The organism is Christensenella tenuis (assembly GCF_014287795.1).
GTDB lineage: Bacteria > Bacillota > Clostridia > Christensenellales > Christensenellaceae > Christensenella > Christensenella tenuis.
On the sequence record NZ_JACOON010000006.1, the window covers coordinates 269,004 to 291,648 of the forward strand.

The window sequence follows — 22,645 nt, forward strand, 5'->3', positions numbered from 1 at the left end:
CTTTCCCGAGAGGTGTTTTATGAAAAAATCCCAGCTCAAATATTTCGCAAGGCTTGGGGCGGAGAGCTTTGCGGAGGATCCGCTGTACGTAAGCTACATTCCCCGCAAAACAAGGCGGAAAAAATTTTTATATCATTTGATGATGGTCCGCCTGGCCGTTTCCAACCGTGAGGATATTCTCGTAGCCGATAAGCAAGGGCGCGGACTATGCGTTTTTCGTTCGGCCGCCAAAAAATATTCCGCGGGGGACTTTTTACGCTGCGTCAACACCCTGCCCCTGATGACGGGATATCTCTTGCCGTCTATGCGGATTTTATCGTTTTCAAATAAGCTCGACACTGCTGTTTTCGGCGAAAACACGCTGCTCATCGAGCCGGTCTTTGTCGGCCCGGACTACCAGGGCCAAGGCGTTGCAACCAGGCTGATCTCGGAAAAAATGAAAGAACTGCTCGAGGCGGGGATTCCCTGCGGACTCATGACCCAAAACGGTAACAACGTGGGATTCTATGAAAAATTAGGATTCCGGGTAATCAAAAAAGAGTCTGCCGCCCCGCACGGGTTCCATAACTATTATATGAAGGCGGGCTGACCACGCCTGTACAAAAAAGGGACCATACGGTTGTGTACGGCCCCTTGCCTTTATTCCGCTTACATCACGCGGGAACCAACCGCCCGCAGTGCATGTTCGTATTTTTCTTTACAGTCTTTGAGCTCGTATTCTTCTTTGACGTCTCCGCGTGCCAGTTCGCCCATATGCTCGCGCGCCGCCTTGTTCCGAAGCTCCATCATGCAGTCGCAGCAGCGGTCTACATTGCCAATTTTCACGAGATACCCGGTCACGCCGTTCAGAATATATTCGCTTGCGCCCACCGTATCCGAAGCCACTACCGGTACTTCGCACGCCATGGACTCGATTCCCGGTACGCCGAACGCTTCCGCGCTTCCCATCTGTACCGTTGCGTCCATCGTGTTCAGCACCGCCGGGATCTCCGCATTTTTCACATAGCCTGTGAATTCCACCTTGTCGGCGATTCCCAGGTTCTGCGCCTTTTGCCTGAGGTTATTTTCGAGGGAACCCGTACCCACAATCTTAAGGGTGGCCGCGCCCGTCGTTTTTTCGAGATACTTTGCAAACGCATCCATTACGAGGTCTACGCCGTTCCCATATTCAAGTGCTTTCAGCGACCCGAAACACATTGAATCTTCCGGCTTTTCCACGCCTGTCTTTTTGAATATGCCGGTATCTACGCCGAACGGAACCACAAAATACTGCTGCTCTTTTTTATAAACGGACTGGACGCGCGTAATGACGTTCGGGGCCGCAGCGAGTACGCCGGACGCGTGCTTGACGCTCTTTTTCACGAGGCCTTTGCCCCCGCGGTCCACACCCTCGTATACGTCGGGGCCGAGCACCGTAAGAAGCACGTTCGGCGCCTTTGCCTTTGCCGCAAGCACGCCGTAGGTGGTCGCTCCGAATGCGTTTACCACGCCGAAGCCGCCGGACGCAAGCTCGCTTTTCACCTGTGCCGCGTTTTTCTTATAGCCGCCCTGCGCCGTGGTGAACGGAAGGTATTTAACCGTTACCTTTTCATTGAATTCGCCCTGTTCGTCCTTTTGTTCGGGCAGGGAAAAGACCGTAACGTCGTGATCCTCCGCCAGCGCGTTCGCCCATTTGATTGTGTGCGGCGAGTTTGCCGCCGCCAGAAATGCGATTTTCATGATGATACTATCCTCTCCTACTTTAAATTTGCAAGGCGTTCGATCGCCTTTTCCGTATTTTCTTTCGTATTAAACGCAGTCAGCCGGAAATATCCTTCGCCCGCGCTGCCAAAGCCGCTGCCCGGCGTTCCCACAACGTTTGCCTCCGAGAGAAGCTTGTCGAAGAAATCCCAGCTTTTCATGCCGTTCGGCGTTTTCAGCCATACGTAAGGGGAGTTTATCCCACCGTATGCCGTAATGCCGATTTTCTCAAGGCCGCCGCGGATTATCTTTGCATTTTCAAGGTAGCCCGCAATGGTCTCATTGATCTGTTTTTTTCCTTCTTCCGTATAAACTGCCGCCGCGCCGCGCTGCACAATGTAGGAAACGCCGTTGAATTTTGTCGTATGCCTCCGCAGCCACATTGCGTTCATGCTTACCTTTTCGCCCGCGCTGTTTTCCCCCATCAGTTCTTTTGGAACGACGGTGTACGCGCAGCGCGTACCCGTGAAGCCCGCCGTTTTGGAAAAGCTGCGGAATTCAATTGCGCAGGTCTTCGCGCCGTCAATTTCATAAATGCTGTGCGGCACATCTTCATCGGTAATAAAGTGCTCGTACGCGCCGTCGAAAAGGATCAGCGCGCCTGTTTCGTTGGCCCAGTCCACCCAGACTTTGAGTTCCGCTTTCGTCATCGCCGTGCCCGTCGGGTTGTTGGGCGAGCACAGGTACATCACGTCTACCCTCCCTTCCGGCAGCGCGGGTACAAAGCCGTTTTCCGCCGTGGTGGGAATGTAGGTGATGTCTGTGAACTTTGCCGTTGCTTCATCAAACCTGCCCGAACGGCCTGCCATCACGTTGGTATCCACATATACGGGGTATACCGGGTCCGTTACGCCGATTTTGCAATCCTGGGAGAGTAATTCCTGAATGTTACCCGTATCGCACTTGCTGCCGTCCGATACGAAAATTTCATCAAGGCCGATTTCCACCCCGCGCGCCGCATAGTCGTTTTCGCGGATCGCGGCACGCAAAAATTCGTATCCCTGCTCCGGCCCATAGCCCATGAACGTCTTCGCGTCGGACATCTCCTGTGTGGCGGCGTCGATCGCCTGCAGCACCGCGGGCGCAAGCGGGCGCGTTACGTCCCCAATGCCGAGGCGGATGATCTCTTTATCCGGGTTTGCTTTCGTATATTCGTTTACCCTGTGCGCGATCTCCGAGAAAAGATAACTTCCCTGAAGCCGCCCAAAATTGTCGTTTACCTTAAACATAGTTCCTTCTCCTGTAAATTCCATGGGCGCGCCGGCGCCCGGTTATTCAGCCAATACAGTGTTATTGTACCCTATCTTCCTCATAAAACTCAATAGATTTCATGAAATTATCACGCGAAACCACACCTGAGGCGTTCCTTTGGGAAATTCCTGCGGGCTTTCCCAAAAATTCCTTGCGAAAAAAACAAGCATGTTGTATGTTTTATAGTATAAGGAAAAAAGGATGGGGCATTGGAATGAAATATGCAATTATCGGTACTTCGTGGATCACACAGGCCTTTATCGACAGCGCGAACACACAAAAAGATTTTACGCTTGGCGGCGTTTATTCCCGCAGCCTTGCGCATGCGGTGGAATTCGCTTCCAAGAACAACTGTGATTACGCTTACGACGACCTCGTGACGCTCGCCAAGAGCGGCGTGGACGCGGTTTACATTGCGAGCCCAAACTCCCTGCACTACGAGCAGGCCAAACTCTTCCTGACGCACGGCAAACACGTAATCTGTGAAAAGCCCGCTGCCGTATGGCCGGAGCAGCTGCGCAGGCTGCACGATCTCGCGCATGAAAACGGCCTCGTTTTTATGGAGGCCATCATGATGCTGCACCAGCCCCACCTCAAGACAGTGAAGGATTCCCTGGAAAAGCTGGGCAAAATTGAAACGGTGCGCCTCGATTTCTGCCAATATTCCTCCCGTTACCAATCGTATCTGGACGGCAACCTGCCGAATATTTTCAATCCGCAATTTGCCACGGGATGCATGATGGATCTTGGCGTGTATGTCGTTTATCCCGCTTTATACCTGTTTGGCCGCCCGAAGGAAATCATCACGCGCGCAAACTTCCTGCCTTCCGGCGCGGATATCAGCTTCTCCAGCCTGTTTCTCTATGACGACAAGCATATTGTGCTCACCGCCTCCAAGGCTGCGGAAAGCCGCATCGGTTCCGAAATCCTCGGGAATAAGGGTACTATGACCATCGGCACGCTGTTCCAGCTTGCGGATATCGGCATTGAATACGTTGACGGCAAAAAAGAGGCGGTCATCGGGGAAGTTCCCCGGCTTGAACTTATGGCAAACGAGGTCAAAGATTTCATCCGTTATGTGACGCATCCGCGCGAATCCGCGCAGGAGCTTGCGCAGGCACAGCAGCTTTCCCTTACCGTGCTTGAAACCATAGCGGAAATGCGCAGGCAGGCGGGTATTTCCTTCCCCGAATAGGCCCCGTCTGTTTTACGGCTGCCGTGCCCCTACGCAGTCTGTTTGCCCCGATAAAGCCCGGCGAAATCGTTTCGCATATTCCGGCGGAAATTTTGCTTTCAGGACAAAAAGGAAGATTTGAAAAAAATCGTCCTTTTTATTTTTTCCGCGGCTTTTTTGCATACCTATGCGCTTTTTACAGTTTCACCGGTTGTAAAAAACGCATTTTTTTGTTAGAATAAAATTAAAGTTATTCATAGCAAACTGTTTCAGCAAGCCGTTTGTTGTCCATGTATGAAGAAAAATGAAAAGGGAAGGTCTATTATTTGAACAGGAATTTAGCGGCAAAATTCAAGGAAGCCCTCGTATCGGTACTGCCGATCACCGCCATTGTTTTGCTGCTCAATTTCACTGTCGCCCCCATGACTGGCGGTACAGTCGCGCTTTTCCTTGTGGGCTCGGTGCTCCTGATCGTGGGCATGGCCCTGTTTTCGCTCGGCGCGGACATTGCTATGATGCCCATGGGCGAGCGGATCGGTTCGCAGCTGACTAAAACGCGCAAGCTTGGGCTTCTTATTGCGGTTGCGCTCATCATGGGCATCGCCATCACCATTGCAGAGCCTGATTTACAGGTGCTCGCGGACCAGGTGCCTTCCGTTCCGAACATGGTTCTTATCATCGCGGTTGCGGTAGGCGTGGGGCTGTTCCTCGTGCTTGCCCTCCTGCGTATTATTTTCCAGAAAAAACTCGCTATTATCCTGATCCTGCTTTATGCGGTCGTTTTTGGCCTTGCTGTTTTTACCTCCGAGGATTTCCTTGCCGTGGCGTTCGATTCGGGCGGCGTGACCACAGGCCCCATTACCGTGCCCTTTATCCTTTCGCTTGGCGTGGGCGTGGCGGCAGTGCGCGGCGGACGGAACTCGCAGGAAGACAGCTTCGGCCTTGTGGCCATCTGTTCGGTTGGGCCTATCCTCGCGGTGATGATTATGGGCATGCTGTTCAATTCATCGGGCGGTTTCGCGGCCGACCTCTCCGTTCCCGAAGTAACGGATTTTTCCAGCCTCATGCATGCCTTTGGGGAGGCGTTCCCCGAATATTTCCGCGACGTTGGCATTGCCATCGCACCCATCATTGCTTTTTTCATTATCTTCCAGATTATATTCCTTAAGCTGCCAAAAACCCAGCTTTTAAAAATGGCTGTCGGCATGGCATATACCTATATCGGCCTCGTGCTGTTCCTTACGGGCGTAAATGTGGGTTTCATGCCGGTGGGCAACTATATCGGGGCACAGATCGGTTCCCTCGATTACAATTGGGTGCTGATTCCGCTCGGTATGGTTATGGGTTTCTTTGTGGTTATGGCGGAACCTGCCGTACACGTGCTGAACAAACAGGTAGAAGAAATCACCGTTGGGGCCATTTCCAAAAAGTCCATGCTTTTAAGCCTTTCCATCGGCGTTGCGGTTTCTGTGGGGCTTGCCATGGTGCGCGTCGTGACCGGCCTTTCCATCTGGTATTTTCTTGTGCCCGGTTACGCGATTGCCCTTGGCCTTTCGTTCTTCGTACCGAAAATCTTTACGGCGATTGCCTTTGACTCAGGCGGCGTTGCATCCGGCCCGATGACCGCCACCTTCCTGCTTCCCTTTGCCATGGGGGCATGCAGCGCGGTGGGCGGAAATATGCTGACGGACGCGTTTGGCATTGTTGCCATGGTCGCTATGACTCCGCTTGTTACCATTCAGATCATGGGGCTTTACTACAAAATTAAAACAAAGAATGATTCGGCCCAGCTTGCCGCGGGTATCAAAGAAGCAGCAGCCGCGGACGAAGAAGAAATTATCGACCTCTAAAGAGGGGAAGGAGATTTTTTATGGCGGAACCTGTACATAAAAAAATCAAGATGCTGATTACCATCGTCGACCGTGAAAACGGCGAGGATGTTGTGCGCGCTCTGCGCCGCGAGGGATTGCATTATAATATGATGCTTATGGGCCGCGGCACCGCGTCTTCCGAGCTCCTCGATATTTTGGGGCTTGGCGAAACGGAAAAATATGTTATACTGAGCTTTATAGCGGAAGAAAAGATCCCGCAGGTCATGCAAATGCTGGAAAGCGACCACGACCTGCGCGAAGCAGGAAACGGCATCGCTTTTACCGTTCCTGTCGGCAGCGTTGGCGGGCCGAGAACGCTTGCATTTCTCTCACAATTGATGGAAAGGCTGAAGGAAGAGGGTAAGGTTCATGGAAACATCTCAAAGGGAATTTGAACTGGTTATTACGATTGTGAACCGTGGATTTTCGGGCGAGGTTATGGACGCGGCAAAAGCTGCGGGCGCGACCGGCGGCACCGTGCTGTATGCGCGGGGTACGGGCATCCACGAGGCGGAACAGTTTTTCGGCATCACCATCCAGCCGGAAAAAGAGGTCGTCCTCATTTTGACCAAACACGAAACCCGGAATGCCATCATGAAGGCGATCTGCAAAGGCGCGGGCCTCACCACCGAGGGGCACGGTCTTTCCTTCTCTTTGCCGGTAGACGATGTAATGGGCATCGTACACATGGGCCGGGGGGATTGATTTCCCTTACCGCTGTTCCTCGTTTACCGTCCCGTTTCCTTTCCACAAAGGGAAACTATCCTACAACAAATAAAAACCGCTTTAAAAAAGCGGTTCCGGACTATTGGCACTCCCTTGGGCGGGGACAAAGGGTAAGCCCTCATTCCACCGCCTGCGGGCAAAAGCGGCATACACGCCCGCCTTGCCTGTTTATATGGTAATTTTATAGTAACACGGCCTGCCGGGCCGTAAAACTGCTGCAATTTCAAAAAGTGTCCGGCCGCACAGCGGCGAAATTGTTCGGGTAAGCTCAAACCGCTTTTCTAAAGCGGTTTTTTCGCTCTCTTTACTGCTGTTCTTTTTGCTGTTCGACCTGCTCTTCGAGCGCCGCTGCCGCCACCCGGAACGGTTCTTTCCCGAAACTGCCGAAACCTTCGCCGATCAGGCAATAGGTAAAACCGTCGTCGCCCCATTGCGCAATCTGTGTGCCGTCGAGATAACCGAACCATATCTCATGCTTCCCGATCTTGTGCATCCCGCCGTCTTTCGCGCCTTCCACACCGCAAATATCGTCGTTTATCTTTTGCATGCGCAGCCGGAGCACCCTGCCGTCCGCATTTTCATAGATAATCTGCCCGAGCTCTCCGTCAATTACCTGATAATTTTTCGCTTCATACCCGTCAAGACTAAGCGTGACCATGGAAAACCCAAGCTGCCCGGATATTTCATCCACCGATGAAAGCTCCGTAACAGGCGCGACCGTAGGCGTTTCCTCCGCAGGCGCGCACGCAACCATTACCCCCGCCGCGACCATTACCCCAACGATCACAGATAAAATCCGTTTCATAATCTTTCTCCTGATTCCCTGATGTCTTTTTTCATTATATCAATAATCCAAAAGCGAAGCTGTAAACTTTTTATGAAGATAATCTTAAGACGGGCTTCCCTTTTTTCCGCCTGTGCGCGGAAAAGCCCTAAACGCCCGGTATATTTTGATTGACGCACACCCGTTTGCTGCGCTATAATGTGACAAGACTGACCAGTCAGTCATTTTGTGCGGGATCAAAAAATTTAAGATAGATTTTATAAACGGCAACGGAGGAACGGCAATGTCAAAATTCAGCGTTAAAAAACCAATGACCATCTTTGTGGCGGTCGTTTTGGTGTGCATCCTCGGCTTCATTTCGTTCACGAGCATGACCACGGACCTGCTGCCCAAAATGGACCTGCCCTATGTGATGGTCCTTACCACCTACCCCGGCGCAAGCCCGGAAAAAATTGAACAGTCGGTCACAAAGCCCCTCGAACAGACGCTCGCTACCACAAGCGGCGTGAAAAACATCACCAGTTCATCCAACGAAAATTCAAGTATGGTGCTGCTGGAATTCACCCAGGGTACCAATATGGACAGCGCCATGATCGAGATGAGCGGCAACATCGATATTGTCAAGGCAAGCCTTGACGACGCGGCAGGCACGCCCACGCTGGTCAAGATCAACCCGGACATGATGCCCGTTATGGTCGCCAGCGTGGATATCGACGGCAAGGACATTACGGAAACATCGAAAATTGTTTCAGATACAATCCTGCCCGAATTTGAGCGCATCGACGGCGTGGCCTCCGTAAGCGCTACCGGACTTGTGGAGGATTCTATTGAAGTCACCTTGAGCCAGGAAAAAATCGACGAACTGAACCGCCGCGTGCTTGCCTCCGTGGATGAAAAGCTTGCGGAAGCGCAAGAGAAGATCGACGACGCAAAATCCCAGATTGAAAGCGGAAAGCAGCAGCTGAAAAGCATGAGCCAAACACAGGCGCAGCAGCTCGTGGATATGGGCCTGCAGCTTTCCGCAGGCAAGGACCAGATTGAAGCGGCCCTTGCAAGCCTGCCGCAGGCGCAGAAAGATCTGGAAACACAGCTTACGGACCTTAACGCGCAGCTTGCGGACCTTGAAACACAAAAAAGCTCGCTCACGGCCCAGCTTTCCGAAGCCAAATCTGCGGAAAGCCTGCTTGAGCAGCAGATCGCCGCGCTCGTAGCGGCGGGCCAGCCCGTGCCGGATGAGCTCACGGCCCAGCTTGCAGCGCTCAAAGAGAGTATTCCGCAGCTTGAGGCGGGCCTGCAGCAGATTGAAGCCGGGATTCCTCAGCTCAAGGACGGTATTGCCGGGATCGAGGCGGGCCTTTCCCAGCTTCCGGAACAGAAGACGGTGCTGGAAGAAAAATTGGCCGAGCTTTCCGAAGGAGAGCGGCAGCTTGAAACGGGTAAAATGACGCTCACAAGCGAGCTCGCCCAGGCCTCTGGGCAGCTTGCGGGCGGGGAAGCGCAACTTTCCGCGCAGGAAGCGGAGTTCGAGGCCCAGAAGGACGCCGCTTACAAGCAGGCAGGCCTTGACGGAAAGATCACACAGGAAACCGTAAGCCAGATTCTCGCGGCCCAAAACTTTTCCATGCCCGCCGGCTACATCAGCGAAGGCGACCAACGCTATCTGGTCAAGGTGGGCGATCAATTCCAGGATATCGCCCAGCTTAAGGATCTGGAGCTTTTCAATATTGAAACGGGCGATATCGGAGTGGTGACGCTTGCGGACGTCGCCGATGTGGAGATGACGGACAACCGCGACGATATGTACGCCAAGATCAACGGCAACGACGGCATCCTGCTCACCTTCCAGAAACAGAGCACCTCTTCTACCACCGATGTTTCGGACCGCATCAATGAGGTGATGGCGCAAATCCAGGCAAACAATCCTTCCGTACACCTGACCGCGCTCTCCGACCAGGGCGTGTATATCGGCATCGTACTCGATTCCGTCATCGACAACCTCCTGCTTGGCGCGATCCTGGCAATCGTGATTTTATTCCTGTTCCTAAAAGACTTGAAGCCCACGATTATCGTGGCGATCAGCATCCCGTTCAGCTTGCTCGCGGCGTTGACGCTGATGTATTTCTGCGGCGTTACGCTGAACGTCATTTCGCTGGCGGGCCTTGCGCTCGGCGTGGGCATGCTGGTGGACAACAGCATCGTGGTCATTGAAAACATTTACCGCCTGCGCTCGCTCGGTATTCCGCCCGCAAAGGCGGCTGTGAAGGGCGCGCAGCAGGTCGCGGGCGCAATCTTTGCATCCACCCTTACTACGGTGTGCGTCTTCCTGCCCATCGTCTTTACCGAGGGGCTCACGCGCCAGCTTTTTGCGGATATGGGCCTTACCATCGCGTTTTCCCTGCTCGCGAGCCTCGTGATCGCGCTGACGCTGGTGCCGGCCATGGGTTCCACCATGCTCAAAAAGACAAAAGAAAAAACACATCCGTTGTTTGATAAATTCACCGCAGGCTACCAAAAGCTGCTTTCGGGTTCGCTCCGGCACAAATGGATCGTGTTTGTAATCGTGATCGGCCTGTTCGCGTTCAGCGTGGCCAACGTCTTTTCCATGGGAACGTCCCTCATGCCCAAAATGGACAGTTCGGAAATCATGATTACCATGGAAATGCCCGAAGACAGCACAACGCAGGAAACGCGCGATATGAGCGACGAAATCCTCGCGCGCCTGACAGAAATCCCGGATGTGGAAACCATCGGTGCGATGGAAGGGAACATTATGTCTGCTATGGGCACGTCTTCCTCCGGCGGGGGCAATAACACCACCATGATGATGTATGCCCTGCTGAAGGACGAACGCACACGTTCCAGCGCCGAAATCGCGGAGGATATGCGCAGCGCTACCGCGGACCTTCCCGCCACGGTAGATGTGAGCGACTCCACGATGGACCTGTCCGCGCTTTCCGGATCCGGCCTCGAGGTGGCCATCAAGGGCGACGACCTCGATACACTGAAAGGAATCGCGCAGGATGTTTCGGCCATGATGCAGGAAACGGAGGGCCTGACGGCAATTGACGACGGCCTCTCGGATGCGTCAATGGAAACGCGCATTGTTGTGGATAAAAACAAAGCCATGGATTTCGGCCTTACCACGGCGCAGGTATACCAGCAGGTTGCGGCGGAAATCTCCTCGGGCACGACGGCAACCACCGTCACCTTCGAAACGGAGGATTATCCGGTCATCGTCAAAAACAGCCCGACGGATACAGTATCCCTTGAGACTCTCGAGGACTTTACGCTCACAGGTACAAAGGATGGAGAGGACACGGATGTGAAACTTTCCGAGATCGCCGATATCTCGCAGGAACAAAGCCTTTCCTCCATCAGCCACGACGGACAGGTGCGTACGATGTCCGTTACGGCGGGTGTGGACGCCGACCACAATATCGGCCTTGTGAGCAGGGATTTCTCGGCGAAGCTTGCAGATTACTCCGTGCCCGCGGGATATACCGTGGAGATCGAGGGAGAAAACCAGACGATCACGGATACCTTCACAAACCTTATCTATATGTTTATGTTGGCGGTAGTGCTGATTTACCTCATCATGGTAGCGCAGTTCCAGTCCCTGAAGTCGCCGTTCATTATCCTGTTTACCATTCCGCTGGCGTTCACGGGCGGGCTGCTTGCCCTGCTGATGACGGGCGCGGACCTCAGCATGATCGCGCTGCTCGGCTTCCTGATCCTCGCTGGCATCGTCGTCAACAACGGTATTGTATTCGTCGATTATGTGAACCAGCTGCGGCTTTCAGGCATGGAGAAACGCGAGGCCCTGATCAAAACGGGCAAGGCGCGTATCCGCCCGATCCTGATGACCGCGCTGACCACGGTACTCGGCCTTGTGCCCCTTGCCTTTGGCATGGGGCAGGGCGCGGAGATGCTCCAGCCCATGGCTGTCGTGACCATTGGCGGCCTTATTTACGCAACGTTCATGACGCTGTTCTTCGTGCCCGTGCTGTATGATGTCCTGAACAAAAAAGACCTGAAACCGGTCGTGATCGAGGAGGGACTTGACGATGACATCCCCATCCTATAAGGAAAAAGAACTCCTGATTATGCGCGCGCTGCTGCGGCTTTTGTCAGGCGGTATGAGTATCGCGGAGATCAAGGCGTCGGATATCGCACAGGAGGCAGGCATCGGCAAAGGCACGCTGTACAATTATTTCGACACCAAGGAAGAGATTTTTGCCCGTACGATCATCTACAGCATCGATACGCAGCTTCACGCGATATTCGAACAGATGAACAAGGTACGGGACTTTAAAGGCAAATGCTACACTGTCCTGCGTATCGCGCATGAAATTGCGTCGAATGAAAATTCGGATTTCCACTTGCTCCTCTTTAACCTTGGGGGCAAGGATATGAAACAGTTGATGGGCGGAGATATGTCTTTTGTGTGGCGGTACCTCTCCATCATCCGGGACAAAGTGACGCTGCTCGCGCAGGCGGGTGCGGCGGAAGGATTGTTCCCGCCGCCCTGCGACGAGGAATATGCCTACAGCGCGTTTGCTGCCGCCCTTATGAGCTTTGTGCATGCGCGCTGCCGGATGGACCTCCCGACGGATAAAGCGCTCGAGCGCGCAATGGACAATGCTTATACGCTGTTATTAAAAGCGCTCAACTAATCCATCAAAAATAGTGCAACAAAAACGCTGCCCAAAAGGCAGCGTTTTTTACGCATCCATTCCTTCCCGGTTCATATCAGCGTTGCCTGCTGCCGGTCACAGCTTTTAAAATACAAATTGCACCAACAGCATATAACAAACGGTGCCGCCCGCAATGGAAAGCAGCATTTGACGCTTCCACAAATGCAGCCCCACGACAAGGGCAATCGAAATCAGTTCCGGGATGCCGTGGCTGCCCGAAAAAAGGGAAACATCCTTCAGGCAATAAATGACGAGCAGGCCAAAAACCGCCGCCGGAAGGACTTTTCCAAGGTATTGGACAAATTTGGGCGTGGGTTTTCCCGCCGGGAACAGCAGAAAAGGCAAAAAGCGCGTGAGCATCGTTCCCGCAACCACCATCGCAATCGTGATAATCTGCTGTGCCAATGTCATGCGGAATCACCCTCCTTCGCAAGGGGCTTCCGCAGGAGCGTCAACACGCCGAGGATTGCCAGCATAGCGGGAATGATAAAATTTTCCGCTCCAAACGCAACAAGGAACAGCAGCGACAGGCCAAGGCCGAGAAGCGCGCTGGTATGGTTTTTATCCTTTAGCCACTGCTCGAGGAAAATGACGACAAACATGGCAGTCATCACAAATTCCAGGCCTTCGGTGTTGAAATGGATCAGCGAGCCGAAAATGCCGCCAAGGGTCGATCCGGTAAACCAGTACATATGGTTGAGGCAGGTTACGAAAAACATAAACCATCCTTTATCCACATCCGCGGGAATTTCGGCGGTATAATTGATGGAAAAACTTTCGTCGCACATCCCGAAAATGAGGTATGGCTTTTTCCAGCCCGTCCCCTTGTACCGATCCAGCATGGAAATGCCGTAAAACAAATGCCGGGCGTTAATCATCAGCGTCATGGCAAGCGCCTGCAACGGGTTGAACGCGCCCAGCAGAAGGTTTACCGCCACAAATTCCACCGATCCGGCAAAAATGGTCAGGCTCATCAGCATCGGATACCAGAAGCTGAAACCGGACACATTCATGTAAATACCGTAGGTAAGGCCCAGGAACCAAAATCCCGCAAAAATCGGGAGCGTCTTGGGAAATGCCGCGAGGAAGGCCTTTTTTACCGTTCCCGCGGGGCGGGTATTTATTTTTCCGGGAATCGACTTCATAGAGCAGTATCCTTCCGTTTTCCGAATACTATTTTACCTTTCTTTCCCCCGCAATTCAATGCGTTTCCCGAAGAATCCTTTTTTGGAATGTGATGGGTTCCGCCGCAGGTTGCGCCGGGCAGGGCAGCGGGCACTTTGCGATAGAGCGGTAAAAGCTGCATTTCCTGAAAAAATTCCAAAACAATTGTTAGAACACGTCCTTTTGTGTCCACGAATGAAGCAGGAATGGAGGGAAACAAAATGTTTGAAAAAATATTCGGCCATATCAACGAAGTAAACAAAGACCTGATCCTCGGCGCGCTCGAAGAATGCGATACGCCGGAGGACATCAGCCGCGTTGCACAGGCGTATAACGTAGAGATTTCCGATGCGGAAATGGATTACCTTTTAAACCGTAAACACGGCGAATCGTGCTCGGACTGACGCACCGCCCATACGCGCGGCAAAGGCGCCCGTGACGGGCGTTCCGCATATTTTTGCGTTAAAAAAGGCTGCTTTCCTCTTTTGTCCGGAAAGCAGCCTTTTTTCTTTCTATCATTTTTCCGCCCAGTTCAAACTCCAACGCCTTGTATTATTTTTCCTGCCTTGCAGAGCCAAAGCCAAATTCCAAGCGAAATTTGAAATGTGGCAAACCCGCTATGTCCGTACCGCCTTGCCGCTGGCGCAATGAGAATGGAAACGGTATAAAATTACGGTGCGTTGGCATAAAAATTCTCGAATTCCCTGCGCAGTCTTTTTTCTCAGCCCATTTCCTTCTTAATCATCTGTGCAAGTTCGCCGGATGCCGGGATTCCCATATATTTCTCGATCACCGCGTCAATTCCATCCGTTTTCAGCGCTGTCTGGAGCTCCGCCGCGGCCTTATCGCCTTCCGGCGCGAACCGCAGGGCCGCCGCAATGCCTGTCACGATACTGGACGGGTCGATTCCCTGCTCCATGCAATAAAGCGCCGCGCCCACAAGCCGGTCGTCACGGCGCAGCTTGCGTACCGGGTCTGCGCCGACGCGCACCGTCGTATCGCGGAGCGCCTTGTTGCCAAAACGGAAAAGGAGGTCGCGCACATGGTCCAGAAGCTCGCTTTCCGGCACACCGTATTCTTTGCTGAGCGCCGCCGCGCTTCCGTCCATAGCAGCCTGCGCCTTGCTTCTGATCCCATCGTCAGCCACTGCCTCATAGATATATTCATACCCCTTCAGCCAGCCAAGATATGCGCAGACTGCATGCCCCATATTGTGCACAAACAGCTTGCGGCGGATATAAAACGAAAAGGGTGCATACGGAACAAGCCCTTTGATATCCGGGATGCCGCCGCAAAACGCCTCCTTATCAACGGGAAGCTGGCAATATGGCTCCACCGCAATAAGGAGCGGGTCGCCCGCGCGCTCTTCCGGGGAAAGCGGGGGCACCATGCGGCCGATGGACGCTTCCACCAGGCCAAGGTTTTCGTCCGCCCACTTTTTCTCGTCCTCGCTGAGGTATTGGTAAATATATCCCCGCATGATCTTGTCTGCATCAAGCTGGTTTTCCGCAAGGATAATGTCAAGCGGCCTGCCGCTTTCCTGCATCCGCAGGCGCATGCCCCTGGCAATATTTTCCGCGATATGCGGCAGCACATTCACGCCTACCGCGCTTGCCATGATATCGCATGCCGCGATGGTTTGGATCGCTTCTTCCGTATTCGCGTCCACTGCGCGCACATGTTTGACTGTATCGAGTTTCTGGCCTTCATTCGAGACGATGCGCACCCGGTATTCATGATCCTTGTTGAACGCTTCGATCACCTCCGGTACGATATCGAGGAAGCAGACTTCGTATCCGCTTTCGGAAAGCGTTTTTCCAATAAAGCCCCTGCCGATATTTCCCGCTCCGTACATTACCGCTTGTTTCATTCTCTTGATTCCTCCGCTGTTTTTCACTCAGGTCCGTCCTGCCGTAAGTCTATAAGTCTATTATAACAGCAAAAGCATTGGCCGTAAGCGGCCAATGCTTTTGCTTGGGTTTCTTAAGTTCAGCCGTTCAGCAGCAGCTCGATCACATACATTTCGAGTTTCTCGAAATTCTGCGTCTTTACGCATTCTTCCTGGAACTTGTAATCAAACTTCTTGACTTTTTCAAGCAGCAGCTCAAAGGTACGCTTGCTGTTGATGATGTGGCGGTAGCAGTCTTCCGCGGGCTGGGTACGCATTGCCTTTACATCGAGGCCTACGCATTCGCCGTTGTCGCCGAAGTTGTTTTCATACAGCACCTTAACCTGGTTGAAGTCTGCACGCAGGTTTTCCGCCCCGAAGGTCTTATCCTGGTCGTAACGGATCCCGTTCTGGTCGTTGAGGTGAACGCCCCACAGCTTGCCCCACGCGATAGCAAACGCCATATCGGCAGCCGGATCAAGCCCTGCGAGGATGGAATGGGCGCTCTCGATGCACAGGCCCACACGGGACGGATCGACCGTCTGCGCGCCTACCGCAAGGGCATGCCCCGCCGTTCCGCAATAGCTCCTGTCAATCGGTTCGTTGGGCTTGGGCTCGATCAGGATCTGTACGTCCGGATCGTATTTCAGGATCGTATCAAACGCATCGCGCATCTGGATGATCTTTTCTACCGGGTTCTTGCCTTCCGCGCACAGCGTGCCTTCGCGCGCCAGCCAAAGCTGCACTTTTTTGGTGCCGAGCGCTTTTGCGATATCGACGGAGCGCAGCGCGCGCCAGATCGCAAAATCGTAGTCTTCTTTCCTGCTTGCCGTGAAGCCGCCGTCATTTGTGTGCGCATCGAACCAAAGGCGCGGCGCAACGAATTCCGCGAACAGGCCGTATTTGTCGAGCATCGCCTTTACGTCTTTTGCGTAATCGATGATCGCCTGCTCGGTCATGTTGTTCATGTCCGGAACTGCGTCGTCATCATGGAACTGCACGCCGTCCATGCCGATTTCTGCAAATGTTTTGATTTTTTCCTCAAGCGGTATCGACGGGCGAATCCCCGGTCCAAACGTTTCATTTCCTTCGTGAACGTTCCACGGTCCTACTGTAAATCTGAATTTAGCCATGTTACAATCCCTCCTATTTATTTGTCTATGGATTTTCAATGTTGGCCTCTTGCTTGTGTTTATTATAGGAAATCCCTTCCGGTTTATCCGGGATATCTTTGCTATTTTTATGGGACAGCTTTGTGCTCACGCGGCGCGTCTCCGCGTTCGTCCAGAAACTCCAGCGCACGGCTTACCTCCATAACCGTATGCTGTTCGTTCTGTTCGTCTACCCGCTGTGTGCGCATGCGGTATTTTTTGCGGTATTCGCCCGGCGTGCTGCCAAACTCTTTCATAAAAGTCTTGTTGAGGTATTTGTAATCCGAAAACCCGCATTCCATGCAAATATCGATATGGCTGAGGTCCGTATGCAGCAGGAGGTATTCCGCCCGTTCCACGCGCATACGGTTTAAATAGCTCTGAAAAGAAATCCCAAGATGCGTCTTAATAAAGTGCGAAAGGTAATACATATCGAGGTTTTCATGCTCCGCGATTTCTTTGAGGGTAATGGGGTACATATAATTTTCGCGCATATACTCGATGATACGGCGCAATCTTGTCATATTGCGGTTTTCTGCCGCCGCCGTTTTTTCGTCGAGCACTGTATAGTCGTCATACCGCAGCATACAAAACAGCATATGGTTCAGGAGCGACATCATCTCGATCGCGTATCCTTCTTCCCTGCCGCAGTAGCAGGAAACGATTCCGTTCATGCACTCCCGAAACATGCCCCAATATTCGGGCGATGTACTTTTCAGGATGTGCGTTTTATTGAACCGCACGCGGGAGATGCGCGGATAATATTCCTTGCACAGGTTGGGGTCGAACTGGAGCACCATCAGCAGGTTATTCTCCTGCGTGCGGCGCAGGCTGTGTACGGCGTTGCGGTTGCAGAGGAAAATATCGTTTTTCTTCAGCAAATGCCTTTGCTGTCCGTCGTCGATGTTCACACTGCCCTGGAGCACCAGGAAGATCTCCATATCGCTGTGGAAGTGCAGTTCCCGCCAATTGATGGTGACAACAAAGGTTTTCAGGCTCGTTCCTGCAATATGTTTTATGAACTCATATTCCATAAGATTCCCCGCCGGTGACAAATACATCTTAAAAAAATAGCAAACCTATCCTGTTTTTTGTTCGCTTACTCAACTAAAATAGATTATAATTATATTATAACACTATTGTATCGGCATGCGAATTTTTTTTATTCGGTTCCGCCGGTCTTTCTGAAGGAGCAAAAAATGAAAAACGGTATTTGTGTCGCCGGAAACGCGATCATCGATATTTTATATCCGATCGAGCGCTATCCCGGCAAAGGAGAACTTACCACGATCACCGAGGGCATCATGCAGGCTACGGGCGGCGCAATGTGCAACGTAATTATGGACCTTGCACGGCTCGACCCGGCGCTTCCCCTGACGGCGATCGGGCGGATCGGCGACGATCCTGAGGGCAGGATGATTATGGAGGAACTGGCAAAGTTCCCGAATATCTCTACGGATCAGATGATATATGAAGGAAAAACCTCTTTTACTGCCGTGATGTGTGAAAACGACACCAAGCAGCGCACCTTCTTCCAGTACCGGGGCGCAAACGCGCAGTTGTGTGAAGAGGATTTCGACTGGAGCCGTATCGACTGCAGGCTCCTGCACATCGGATACATCCTCCTGCTGGATACGCTGGACGAAGAACATGCGGAATACGGCACCAGGATGGCGAAGCTTCTGCATAGCGCGAAAGCCAATGGAATTAAGACGTCCATTGACGTGGTGAGCGAGACAGGCGACCGTTTCGCGCGGCTCGTTCCCCCGGCCCTTAAGTATACGGATTATTGCATCATCAACGAGATCGAAGCGCAAAATGCGACGGGGATTCCGCTGCGCACGGAAACGGACGCCCTCGTGAAGGAAAACCTCGAAAAGGCGCTGCACCGCTTGTTTGAGATGGGCGTTTCCACATGGGCCGTGATCCACTGCCCGGAGGGTGGCTTCGGTATGGACGCAGACGGGAACTATATCGATCTCCCGAGCCTCGTGCTTCCAAAGGGTTATATCAAGGGCACTGTGGGCGCAGGCGACGCATTCTGTTCGGGCGTACTGTATGGCGCATATGAAGGACGTTCGCTTGCGGATGCGATCCGGCTGGGGATTGCGTCCGCCGCATGCTCTCTTTCGCGCGAGGGTTCCACTGAGGGAATGCGTACCGCAAAGGAAGCCATCGAGCTATATGGCAGCATGTCAGGCAAGTGACCGCCGCCCTGCCGTCTTGGGCACACAAGGCTGGTTTGCCGCAAAAAAGGCTGTCCGGAAAAACAGTTCCGGGCAGCCTTTTCGTATTGCTCTGTCAAAGTTTTCCCGCACATGGCGGCCGGGTCAGCAGGCCCCGCCCGTTTTGAGACGCGCGTGGAGGGTGCGGTATTCCTCAAATTTTTCCTTGTAAACCTCCCTGTATTCACGGTTTGGCTCCAGTGTATCCGTTATGCGGGCCATATGCCCTGCCGCTTCCTCTACCGAGCCATACGCGCCGAGGGCAACCGCGCACAGCGCGGCGCAGCCGAGCGCGCCGGCCTCACGGCACAGCGTGGTGGAAACCGGAAGCTGCATGACATCCGCCTTCACCTGCAGCCACGGCCTGCTTTTGCTGCCGCCGCCTACACAGATGAGGCTTTCCGCCCGTACTCCCTGCGCACGCAGCAGCTCGAGGTTCAGGTATTGATCGAGCGCAAGTCCTTCCAGCACGCCGCGGTATAAATCGAAGCGCGTCGTTTCAAGCCCCGCTCCCGTGACGGCGAAGCGCGCGTGCGTATCGAGATACGGCGTCCCGCTGCCCGTGATATATGGCTGTACCGCCAGCTTTGTCGGTTTCTCTGGAAAATTTTCCTCAAACAGCGCAAAGGGCGGGCCGCCCGCCGCCGTCTCCGCCGCGGCAAACGTCCTGAAAAACCATTCGATCAGCACGCCGCAAGACGGGTTATAGGCAAGCGTGCAATATTTCCCGTTTTCCCACACGGGTTCGCTGGAAAGGCCGTTTTCCAGAATCACTTCCGGCTCGAACATACCGGTAAAAACGGGAGTCAGGCATTCCGAAGTGCCCATCGAACAGGCGACGCTGCCCGCCCTGAGCCCCGTGCCGATTGCGCAGGCCGGCTGGTCGTGGATGCCCGCTACAATTTTCATGGTTTCAGGCACGCCCAGTTCTGCCGCCAGTGCCGGGCGCACCGTTCCTATCACCGTACCCGCAGCTACCGGCTGGGAAAAAAGGCTTTCGTTCATGCCGAAGCGGTTCATCATTTCACCGCTCCACGTGCAGCTTCGCGCGTCAAGCAGCATGGAACGCGATGCAACGGAATAATCCACGGCCGCGCTGCCGCTGAGCATATAGCCTACATAATCCTCAATAAATAAAATCCGCCTGGCCTTTTCATATAACTCCGCTTTTTGCTCTTTTAAATAAAGAAGCTTGGATATGCTGTAGGTTGGGGAGAAGGGCAAGCCGCATACGCGGGCAATTTCCTCGTGCGGAGTGCCGCGCGAGGCGCGCATGAATTCTTCTTCGCCCCGGGGATCGGTAAAAATCATGATATCGTGCAGGGGCTCGTCCTTTTCGTCGAGCAAAACGAACGCCTCTCCAAAGGAAGCCGCCGCAAGCGCGTCGATCTTTCCGGCTTTCGCGCATGCTTCCCTGACCACTTCCTTCGTTTGTTCCCACACACTGCGCGGATTAAGGCCGCGCAGTCCATCCGGATCATATTCCGTTCCGTAGGCATGGTATGCGTCGGCGAGCTGTGTGCCGCTTTCATCAAATACGACCGCCTTTACACCGCTGGTTCCTACGTCAAGCCCACAAAAATTCATCGTTTTGCCCCCTTTTTTCACCGGCGTCACAAAAAATAGCCGTATATCCGGCCTTTTCTGCGCGCCCAAATTTTTATCTATGACGGAAATTGCCGCATCCCTATGATACGTTTCCTGGAAAATTCGGCTTGGAACCAAAAATCGCAAAAGGGCAGGCCTTGCCGCCCTTTTGCGATCCCTTTTTATTCGCCGAACAGGAGTGTACGCGTTCCGCTGATGCGCAGCGTTTCGCTTAAAAGTTCGCGCACTGCGTCGTAAACGGCCTTCCGTCCCGCCTCAATATCGTCGCCGGAAGCCTTCACTGCCGCTTCGTACGCCTGGCGCACTTCCGTACCTACATTGATCTTCGTGATGCCCGCCTTGATTCCTGCGCGGATATATTCCGGGTCGATCCCCGAACCGCCGTGCAGCACCAGCGGGATGCCCGCCGCCTTATGCAGCGCCGCGATGTGGTCTACATCGAGCCGCGCCGTGGGTTTTTTCTGGTCGCGCGTTGCGTCTGCAATCGCTCCGTGGATATTCCCTACCGCAACCGACAGCCAGTCGCATCCGCTCTTTTCCACAAACTGTTTCGCTTCCTCGAGGTCCGTAAATCCCGTCTTGGTCGCAAAGATCTCCTCGTAGGGCATCATTTGCCCGCTTTCATGCCCCATCACGGCGCCAAGCTCCGCCTCGCATGGGATGCCCGCCGCGTGCGCCTTATCCGCCGCCTTTTTGGTTGCCGCGGCGTTGTCTTCAAAAGACAGCCGGGAAGCATCCACCATCACCGAACCAAAGCCCGCTTTGATCGCGCGGTCAATAATCGGCAGGTAATCGACGGCCTTGTAGTCCTCATCCACCACCGGGACGTGGTCCAGATGCAGCATCGTATGCTTTGTGTCCGCATATTTTTTGTACTCTTCAGCAACCGCTTCGAGGCTCTGCGAGCAGAATTTTTCCCATTCCACACGTGCTACCTCGATCATGGCGACCGAATTTTCATCCACAATTGCCTGTACGATCGGTTTCAGCATCGGAAGATGCGGAATGTTGAACGCAGGAATTACCGTTTCATGCTGCCGTGCCAGCAGCATCGTTTCTTTCGTGTTGATTGCCATTCATATACTCCTAGTTTTTATGTAGCGCTTCCATTGAAAAACTTTCTATCGGTTGACAGAAGACAGGGAAATATGGCGCTATTTGCGCAAAGCGCCTTCTTTTTCCCCGTCTCCTGCTTCCTTCCGGCTGTATTAATCGAACAGGATTACGCCCTTGACCTTGGGCTCCTTCGCTTCCTTCATGAACACAATGCCTTTTTCCGCGTCTTCAAGAGAGAAGCGGTTGGTAATGATGGGGGAAAGATCCACCTGCCCGGAGGCGATGACCGCAAACACATTATCCCATACCAAAGGCGCGAGCCATGCGAATTTCAGTGTGCGTTCGGACTGGATCGCTTCCAGCACCGGCACTTTGAGCAGGTCGTCCGGACCAGGCAGTCCAAAATACACGATGGTTGAGCATGCGCCCGTGACCTTGAGCGCGTCCTGCAGCGCGTCCATGTTGCTCGTCGCAACGATCGCGCGGGGCGCGGGCACTCCGCCGTTGATCTCCGCTACACGCGCGGCGACGTCCGCCGCGTAATATTTGGAGTTTGTATCCGTGTTGTTGATGACGTGCGTCGCTCCGCATTCGAGGGCCTTGCCAAGGCCATAGTCTTTCCGCGCGACTACGATCACCTTGCCTGCGCCCGCGGCTTTGGCAAGCTGAACCTGCATGAGGCCGATGCCGCCCGTGCCGTAAACAACGACCGTCTGGCCGAGCTGTACGTCGAGGCGCTGAACCGCATGTGTCGCGCAGGCAAGCGGCTCCGCAAGCGCTGCGTCTTCAAAGCTCACTTCGTCCGGAATCTTGTATACGTGCGTATATTTCACCTTGACATATTCTGCAAAACAGCCGTTTACGGAAACGCCGATGGTCTCCACATGGCTGCATGTATTGAACTCCCCGCGCATGCATGCCGGGCAGGCGTTGCACTGCTGCACCGGGTTTAAGGCGACGCGGTCTCCCTCCTTGAAGAGCCCGAGGCTCTGCGGGATGCTTCCCACTTCCGCGACTACGCCGGACGCTTCGTGCCCGAGGTACATCGGGCCTTTTCCGTTAGGCGTATCCAGCGGGCTGTGCCCATAATAGTAGGAGATATCCGAACCGCAGATGCCCACGGCTTTTACCTTGACCAGAACCTCGTTGTCGGCAATCTGGGGAATATCATGTTCCTCCAGCTTCATGACCATCGGTTCATAAAAATTCTGAACTTTCATTTTTCCCTTCATAAGCTTTCCTTTCCGGCAGGTAACATACCTATGCCGTATCAATTAAAAGAGTGGCGTTCTTCCCGCAAAAGGGGAAAGAAC

At 53.6% G+C, this 22,645-nt stretch carries 21 protein-coding genes; 10 read left to right on the top strand and 11 right to left on the bottom strand.

The window, feature by feature from the left end:
- The first annotated feature begins 19 nt into the window (after positions 1-19).
- Positions 20-589: a GNAT family N-acetyltransferase gene (locus H8S18_RS12220; protein ID WP_186858546.1), complete on the top strand. Its 570-nt coding sequence runs from the start codon at positions 20-22 to the stop codon at positions 587-589.
- Between the two features lie 59 nt (positions 590-648).
- Here the strand turns inward: H8S18_RS12220 and H8S18_RS12225 are convergent, their stop codons facing one another.
- Positions 649-1,719: a glycosyltransferase gene (locus H8S18_RS12225; RefSeq protein WP_186858547.1), complete on the bottom strand. Its 1,071-nt coding sequence runs from the start codon at positions 1,717-1,719 to the stop codon at positions 649-651.
- A gap of 17 nt (positions 1,720-1,736) precedes the next feature.
- Positions 1,737-2,969, bottom strand: a complete 1,233-nt coding sequence (locus H8S18_RS12230; protein ID WP_186858548.1) for an LL-diaminopimelate aminotransferase — start codon at positions 2,967-2,969, stop codon at positions 1,737-1,739.
- A 236-nt stretch (positions 2,970-3,205) separates the two neighbouring features.
- Here H8S18_RS12230 and H8S18_RS12235 point away from each other — a divergent pair, with 236 nt between their 5' ends.
- The 4 genes from H8S18_RS12235 (at position 3,206) to H8S18_RS12250 (ending at position 6,741) form a co-directional block, all read left to right on the top strand.
- Positions 3,206-4,186, top strand: a complete 981-nt coding sequence (locus H8S18_RS12235) for a Gfo/Idh/MocA family protein (RefSeq protein ID WP_186858549.1) — start codon at positions 3,206-3,208, stop codon at positions 4,184-4,186.
- Positions 4,187-4,491: 305 nt separating this feature from the next.
- On the top strand, positions 4,492-6,015 hold the full coding sequence (locus tag H8S18_RS12240; protein WP_186858550.1) for a DUF1538 domain-containing protein: 1,524 nt from the start codon (positions 4,492-4,494) through the stop codon (positions 6,013-6,015).
- Between the two features lie 20 nt (positions 6,016-6,035).
- The gene (locus tag H8S18_RS12245) at positions 6,036-6,431 is read left to right on the top strand and encodes a hypothetical protein (protein WP_186858551.1); all 396 of its coding nucleotides are present in this window, start codon (positions 6,036-6,038) and stop codon (positions 6,429-6,431) included.
- On the top strand, positions 6,406-6,741 hold the full coding sequence (locus H8S18_RS12250; protein ID WP_243165152.1) for a P-II family nitrogen regulator: 336 nt from the start codon (positions 6,406-6,408) through the stop codon (positions 6,739-6,741). The genes H8S18_RS12245 and H8S18_RS12250 overlap by 26 nt, the downstream gene beginning before the upstream one ends.
- A 325-nt stretch (positions 6,742-7,066) precedes the next feature.
- Here H8S18_RS12250 and H8S18_RS12255 read toward each other — a convergent pair whose 3' ends face one another.
- Positions 7,067-7,567, bottom strand: coding sequence for a hypothetical protein (locus H8S18_RS12255; protein WP_186858552.1), 501 nt, complete (start codon positions 7,565-7,567; stop codon positions 7,067-7,069).
- Positions 7,568-7,829: 262 nt separating this feature from the next.
- Here H8S18_RS12255 and H8S18_RS12260 point away from each other — a divergent pair, with 262 nt between their 5' ends.
- Both H8S18_RS12260 and H8S18_RS12265 read left to right on the top strand, forming a co-directional pair.
- The gene (locus H8S18_RS12260) at positions 7,830-11,630 is read left to right on the top strand and encodes an efflux RND transporter permease subunit (protein ID WP_186858553.1); all 3,801 of its coding nucleotides are present in this window, start codon (positions 7,830-7,832) and stop codon (positions 11,628-11,630) included.
- Positions 11,611-12,219, top strand: coding sequence for a TetR/AcrR family transcriptional regulator (locus tag H8S18_RS12265; protein ID WP_186858554.1), 609 nt, complete (start codon positions 11,611-11,613; stop codon positions 12,217-12,219). Before H8S18_RS12260 ends, H8S18_RS12265 begins: the two co-directional genes overlap by 20 nt.
- A 105-nt stretch (positions 12,220-12,324) precedes the next feature.
- Here H8S18_RS12265 and H8S18_RS12270 read toward each other — a convergent pair whose 3' ends face one another.
- Both H8S18_RS12270 and azlC read right to left on the bottom strand, forming a co-directional pair.
- A complete protein-coding gene (locus H8S18_RS12270) occupies positions 12,325-12,651 on the bottom strand; it encodes a branched-chain amino acid transporter permease (protein WP_186858555.1) in 327 nt (108 codons plus the stop codon).
- Complete coding sequence (gene azlC, locus H8S18_RS12275) at positions 12,648-13,385, bottom strand: azaleucine resistance protein AzlC (protein WP_186858556.1); 738 nt, start codon at positions 13,383-13,385, stop codon at positions 12,648-12,650. Before azlC ends, H8S18_RS12270 begins: the two co-directional genes overlap by 4 nt.
- A 240-nt stretch (positions 13,386-13,625) precedes the next feature.
- Between azlC and H8S18_RS12280 the strand changes: the two genes are divergently transcribed.
- Positions 13,626-13,808, top strand: a complete 183-nt coding sequence (locus H8S18_RS12280; protein ID WP_186858557.1) for a hypothetical protein — start codon at positions 13,626-13,628, stop codon at positions 13,806-13,808.
- 31 nt (positions 13,809-13,839) lie between these two features.
- Entirely contained in the window at positions 13,840-14,055 is a 216-nt protein-coding gene (locus H8S18_RS12285) for a hypothetical protein (protein ID WP_186858558.1), read from the top strand.
- A gap of 70 nt (positions 14,056-14,125) precedes the next feature.
- Here the strand turns inward: H8S18_RS12285 and H8S18_RS12290 are convergent, their stop codons facing one another.
- From H8S18_RS12290 to H8S18_RS12300, 3 genes are all read right to left on the bottom strand, one after another.
- A complete protein-coding gene (locus H8S18_RS12290; RefSeq protein WP_186858559.1) occupies positions 14,126-15,274 on the bottom strand; it encodes a mannitol dehydrogenase family protein in 1,149 nt (382 codons plus the stop codon).
- Positions 15,275-15,393: 119 nt separating this feature from the next.
- Positions 15,394-16,425 (bottom strand): TIM barrel protein, encoded by a 1,032-nt coding sequence (locus tag H8S18_RS12295; protein ID WP_066523512.1) that lies wholly within the window; start codon positions 16,423-16,425, stop codon positions 15,394-15,396.
- Positions 16,426-16,532: 107 nt separating this feature from the next.
- A complete protein-coding gene (locus tag H8S18_RS12300; RefSeq protein ID WP_186858560.1) occupies positions 16,533-17,477 on the bottom strand; it encodes an AraC family transcriptional regulator in 945 nt (314 codons plus the stop codon).
- A 165-nt stretch (positions 17,478-17,642) separates the two neighbouring features.
- On the opposite strand from H8S18_RS12300, the gene H8S18_RS12305 reads away from it, so the two are divergent.
- Positions 17,643-18,650, top strand: coding sequence for a carbohydrate kinase family protein (locus H8S18_RS12305; RefSeq protein WP_186858561.1), 1,008 nt, complete (start codon positions 17,643-17,645; stop codon positions 18,648-18,650).
- A gap of 123 nt (positions 18,651-18,773) precedes the next feature.
- On the opposite strand, the gene H8S18_RS12310 is transcribed toward H8S18_RS12305, so the two are convergent.
- The 3 genes from H8S18_RS12310 to H8S18_RS12320 all read right to left on the bottom strand — a co-directional run bounded on the left by H8S18_RS12310 (position 18,774) and on the right by H8S18_RS12320 (position 22,552).
- Positions 18,774-20,255, bottom strand: coding sequence for an FGGY-family carbohydrate kinase (locus H8S18_RS12310; protein ID WP_186858562.1), 1,482 nt, complete (start codon positions 20,253-20,255; stop codon positions 18,774-18,776).
- A 182-nt stretch (positions 20,256-20,437) separates the two neighbouring features.
- A complete protein-coding gene (locus tag H8S18_RS12315) occupies positions 20,438-21,352 on the bottom strand; it encodes a class II fructose-bisphosphate aldolase (protein WP_186858563.1) in 915 nt (304 codons plus the stop codon).
- 132 nt (positions 21,353-21,484) lie between these two features.
- Positions 21,485-22,552 carry a zinc-dependent alcohol dehydrogenase gene (locus H8S18_RS12320; protein ID WP_186858564.1) on the bottom strand — a complete coding sequence of 356 codons (1,068 nt, stop codon included), beginning with the start codon at positions 22,550-22,552 and terminating at the stop codon, positions 21,485-21,487.
- Positions 22,553-22,645 lie beyond the last annotated feature (93 nt).